Annotated in this window: 5 protein-coding genes and 1 pseudogene; all 6 read left to right on the forward strand. The window is 33.5% G+C overall.

All coding sequences use genetic code 11. The features are described from left to right. The first annotated feature begins 422 nt into the window (after nt 1–422). Nucleotides 423–1,136 (forward strand): response regulator transcription factor, encoded by a 714-nt coding sequence (locus DN393_RS30845; protein ID WP_064475988.1) that lies wholly within the window; start codon nt 423–425, stop codon nt 1,134–1,136. Continuing rightward, nucleotides 1,126–2,139: a sensor histidine kinase gene (locus DN393_RS30850; RefSeq protein ID WP_064475989.1), complete on the forward strand. Its 1,014-nt coding sequence runs from the start codon at nt 1,126–1,128 to the stop codon at nt 2,137–2,139. Before DN393_RS30845 ends, DN393_RS30850 begins: the two co-directional genes overlap by 11 nt. A 68-nt stretch (nt 2,140–2,207) precedes the next feature. Beyond that, nucleotides 2,208–3,137 (forward strand): ABC transporter ATP-binding protein, encoded by a 930-nt coding sequence (locus DN393_RS30855; protein WP_149174292.1) that lies wholly within the window; start codon nt 2,208–2,210, stop codon nt 3,135–3,137. Next, the gene (locus DN393_RS30860) at nt 3,130–3,867 is read left to right on the forward strand and encodes an ABC transporter permease (protein ID WP_000247712.1); all 738 of its coding nucleotides are present in this window, start codon (nt 3,130–3,132) and stop codon (nt 3,865–3,867) included. The genes DN393_RS30855 and DN393_RS30860 overlap by 8 nt, the downstream gene beginning before the upstream one ends. 17 nt (nt 3,868–3,884) lie before the next feature. After that, complete coding sequence (uppP, locus tag DN393_RS30865; protein ID WP_060486332.1) at nt 3,885–4,682, forward strand: undecaprenyl-diphosphate phosphatase UppP; 798 nt, start codon at nt 3,885–3,887, stop codon at nt 4,680–4,682. 389 nt (nt 4,683–5,071) lie between these two features. Continuing rightward, a pseudogene (locus tag DN393_RS30870) lies at nt 5,072–5,401 on the forward strand (ASCH domain-containing protein); the annotation flags it as partial. Nucleotides 5,402–5,543: the final 142 nt, after the last annotated feature.

Raw genomic sequence — 5,543 nt, forward strand, 5'->3', positions numbered from 1 at the left:
TCAGTTTTCAAAGAACTACTTGGTCGCTCATTTGCGACTCCCTTATGTTAACATCTTCATGTTTCAATGTCAACTAAGTTTTTCATTTCGTTTGCCACGTTCTGCGTTATTGCATCGGCGACTTGTTCTATATTACACCTCTAAGGTGAAATCGTCAACACCTTTTTATAAAGATATTCAATTTAATATTTTTATACTCTTTTAGCTAGATATTCCTCTACAAAAATTCATTACTAGAAACCAACTTCTGCTTCTCTTTAATTTATTCTTCCAGAACATATTCGATTTCATTTGAACTCTAGACTTAATTCTTGCAGACATGTCCCTCCAACAAAACTAGGAACCTTATTTTAACAAATACTAGTATATAATTAGAGAGTTGTTGTACTAGCAATAAAACTCTATTAGAAGCAGGTGAAAATATGAAAGATATACGTATCCTTATAGCAGACGATGATAAAGAAATCCGAAATTTATTAAAAATATATTTAGAACGAGAATTATATATGGTAGATACTGCGGTTAATGGTGAAGAAGCCTTGCAATTATTTAATCAAAACAACTATAACCTCGTTATATTAGATCTTATGATGCCGAAAGTAGATGGTATCGAAGTATGTAGAAAACTTAGAGATAAAACTAACGTACCTATATTAATGCTAACCGCTAAAGATCACGAAATTGATAAAATTTTAGGTTTAAGCATTGGCGCTGATGATTACATTACAAAACCTTTCAGTATTCACGAAGTAGTTGCACGAGTAAAGGCTCTTATGCGGCGTTTTTTAGTTCTTGGAAGTAACACTACTGCACAAGAGAAAACACTTTTAGCTTTCAAAGGACTAACTATCGATTTAAATACATACACAGTTCATACAAATAAAGAAGAAATCAGCTTAACCGGAAAAGAACTGGAACTGTTGAAATTCTTTACTTCAAACCCAGGACAAGTATTTACAAAAACACAGCTTTTCCGAAATGTATGGGACGATAATTATATAGAAGACGATAATACCGTTATGGTACATATTCGAAAACTTAGAAAGAAAATAGAAATCAATCCTTCTAATCCAAAATTCATTCAAACTGTATGGGGAATTGGTTATAAGTTTGTAGGTGAAAAACTTGAAGACTGATAAAACCCTATTCCTTATTTCATTACAACTTATCATTTGCGGGCTTTTAAATATACAAATGGGTCCAAAAGGAAAGATGTCTTTATTTATTACCCTTATTTTAATTACAATGTATCTCTTCTTTTCAAGAATACAATTCATTCAACATCGCAAATCAGTGGACACAAAATTAGGTCGTGTACTAAAAGGAAATTTACAAACGAGATTATTCACAAGCAATGACCCCTCATTACATAGTATCGTTTTTTCAATAAACGAACTGATAGCTGAATTAGAAAAGGTTCGGATCGAAGCAAAAAGATCCGAGGAATCTAGAAAACAACTTTTGTCTAGTATCTCGCACGATATCCGAACACCACTCACCTCTATTATTGGATATATCGACGCTTTAAAAGATGGGGTTGCTGCTTCTGAAATAGAAAAGAAAGAATATCTTAAAATACTTTATATGAAATCAAATAACTTAAAACATCTAGTTAACGAAATATTCAATATGGCAAAGCTAGACGCCAATGAATTTCCACTAAAAGAAGAGGAACTCGACTTTTCTGAAGTTACTAGAGAAGTTTTGATTGAATTTTTACCTGAACTCTCAAAACATAATCTCGAACTACAGGTTCTCATACCAGAATCTACTTGTCCTATCATTGCAGACCACCTTAGCCTTATGCGAATTATGAGTAATTTGATAAAAAATGCCATTTATTACGGAAAAGATGGGAAAACATTAGGGATCGAACTACTAGAAACTGATACAGACTATGAACTTCTTATTTGGGATAAAGGCCCTGGTATCCCAAAACATGATTTACAAAACGTATTTGAACGAATGTACCGAAGCGAACAATCGAGAAACTCCTCTTCTGGTGGTAGCGGTCTCGGGCTTTCAATTTCTAAAGCACTCGTTGAGAGAAATGGTGGGCATATATGGGTTGAAAGTACTCCATGGAAACGAACTACTTTTGGCTTTTCAATTCCAAAATACATTTCTTTTAAGAAATAGTTAAGAAATGATTAATATGCAGTTAAGCCTTCCTTCTTATCATGTAATTAAGAGCTTATAGAAAGTAGGTGTTTCCTATAAATACAATTATAAAAACGACTAACCTTACTAAAGTGTATGGCACACAAAAATCAGTAGATAATCTAAATATTAATGTTCAACAAGGCGAGATTTATGGATTCATAGGACGAAACGGTGCGGGCAAAACAACAACCATTCGTATGCTACTCAGTCTTATAAAACCTACAAGCGGAAATATCGAAATATTCGGAGAGGACTTATTTCAAAATCAAAAAGATATTTTAAGAAGAATTGGTTCTATCGTTGAGGTTCCAGGGTTCTATGAAAACTTAACTGCAAAAGAAAACTTATTAATTAATGCAAAGATAATTGGGATTCACAAAAAGAATGCCATTGAAGAAGCATTAGAAATAGTAGGCTTGCAGCACGAGACAAAAAAATTAGTAGAAAAGTATTCTTTAGGAATGAAGCAGCGCTTAGGAATTGCACTCGCCCTTCTCCATTATCCTGAGCTACTCATATTAGATGAACCAACTAATGGGCTAGACCCCATCGGTATTAAAGAAATGCGAAAACTTATTCATTCTTTAGCTCAAGAAAGAAATATAACAATACTCATTTCTAGTCACATATTAGCCGAGGTAGAACAGTTAGTCGATCGTATCGGAATTATTCATGAAGGAAGGTTACTAGAAGAAGTTTCTCTTGATAAGCTACGTAAAACAAACCGTAAGTACATAGAATTTCAAGTGAATAATGAAAATAAAGCCGCGATGCTATTAGAAAATCAGCTTCAAATTTTTGATTATGAAGTACATGATGAAGGAAATATTCGTATTTATTCTCATTTTGGACAACAAGGATACATCAACAGAACATTCGTTCTAAATGGTGTGGAAGTATTAAAAATGATGATAAGTGAAGATAGATTAGAAGATTATTTCACTAAATTAGTTGGAGGTGGAACAATTGGTTAATCTACTCTATACAGAACTATTAAAACTAAAACGCTCTAATATGTTTTTAATTAGCATTATTGGAGCTGGTGTCGCACCTTTCTTAGTCGTAGTAGCTTCTTATATACATATAAAAACCAAACAGCCCACTCCGACTATTTGGTTCCATCAATTATTTACTGATGTTAACTTATATACTACTTTAGTGATAGGGTTCCCCTTATATGGAGTAGTAATTGCTTATCTTTTTACCCGTGAATATGCAGAAGACACACTAAAGAATTTACTAACTATCCCCGTATCGCGTATTAGCTTTATTATAAGTAAGTTCATCACTCTTTTTCTTTGGATCATGATGCTAACTTTAGTCGCTTGGGCACTTACTTTAATATTAGGGCTATTGGGGAACTTCCCTGGTTTTAACACTGCTTTATTTTTAGGCTCTTTTCTAAAATTTTTAATCTGTGGTGGACTTCTCTTTCTATTGTCTTCACCTATTGTGCTACTAACTCTTGTAATGAAGAGCTATGTACCACCTATTATATTAACTGTCATTATTACAATGACTAATCTTATGCTCGTAAACTCCAAACATAAAGATTTATTTCCGTGGACCGCTACTCTTGATATTGCAAATAATGAATTACAACCCACATATCCACCGGAATATTCTTATATCATCATTGCAGCAACAGCGGTTTCAGGATTTTTTGCAACACTATTCTATTTCAAAAGAGTAGACATTCATTAATTTATAGGAGTGAAACGATGAGCGATATCATTATTGCCTTCATACTCGGTATCGTAGAGGGGTTAGCTGAATTTTTACCTATCTCTTCTACTGGTCACCTTATATTAGTCGGGCATTTATTAGATTTTGAAGGAGAAAGAGCGAAAACGTTTGAAATTGTTATACAGCTAGGGGCAATTTTAGCTATTGCAATTTTATATCATAAACGCCTCGTTTCTTTATGTAATATTAAACCTCTTCTGCGGAAAGAGAAGAAATTCAACGCATTCCATGTATTTCTTGGCGTATTTCCAGCAGTAGTTGCTGGTTTACTACTACATGGTGTCATTAAAACTTACTTATTTCAGCCCTATACTGTCGTAATTGGACTTGTAGCAGGGGCAATTCTTATGCTCTTTGCAGAAGTAAAAAAGAAAGAGGCAACCTCCTATTCACTGGATGATTTAACATACCGTCAAGCATTAACAATTGGATTATTTCAATGCTTAGCAGTATACCCCGGCTTCTCTAGAGCTGGCTCTACTATTTCTGGAGGTCTATTAGCAAAAGTAAATTATAAAACTGCATCTGAGTTCTCTTTTCTCATTGCTCTTCCTGTAATGGTAGGCGCTACAGGCTTAGACTTGTTAAAAAGCTGGAAGTATTTAAGTGTCAATGATATCCCTATGTTTGCGGTAGGATTCATTACCTCTTTTATAGTAGCAATGTTAGCAGTAGTAACATTCCTAAAGCTTTTAGAAAAGATAGGCTTAAAACCTTTCGCATACTATCGTATTTTGTTAGCTATCTTATTTACGCTTTTCGTATTGCTATAAATTCATATAAGTCACAGATAAAAAACCGATATTCAAGTTAGAATATCGGTTTTTTATCCATTTCACATCAAGTACTACCTACTCCAATATGGCATAGCGGGAATAAATCATCATTAATAATCCAAATGTTCTTCAAGCAATTTTAATCTTTACCGTACGACACAATTCAAAATTTAAACATTCCTCTATTAATATGGATGTCTACTGGAAAATGCCATATAGGGACCGAACGTGTCTACAAACCATATTCATTCCACACATATTATCTTTCTTAATTCGCAACACACCGATACAAGTTTTAAATACGTACAAAGATATAGCAAATAAGGAAATTTCCCAGGGATTATAAAGAGACTAAAATTATTAATTAAAGTGAGGTAACGATACAATTGAATCCTTTAGCACAATCATATCGGAATACTTATTGGGGAAACAGTGACAAACCGGAATCTATTACAGCTTGGCAATTCGGTGATTCTTCTAATTATCTCGCACAGTTAGTAATTGACGGCATAAAAACAGCAACATGCTCCGTTCACATTTTTTATGAATTAGAAAATGAATCACTACTGACTACTAACGATTATAGTATTATACTCATTAGTAATAATGAACCTGTAGCTATTATTAAAATAATAGAAGTAACTGTAACACCAATGAATGAAGTAAGCGAAGAATTCGCTATTGATGAAGGCTTAGGAGATCGTATTTATAATTACCGGGAGTTCCTGTTGCTACTTTTAAAGCTATAAGCTTGTTATTTATAACTCAAGAAGCCCATAGATAACTAACTTATTTTATAAAATACAAAAAAGACGAGTCATTCTGACTCGTCTTAAAGTTGCTTGGCGACGTCCTACT

Source organism: Bacillus sp. BPN334 (genome assembly GCF_008368885.1).
Classification (GTDB): domain Bacteria; phylum Bacillota; class Bacilli; order Bacillales; family Bacillaceae_G; genus Bacillus_A; species Bacillus_A wiedmannii.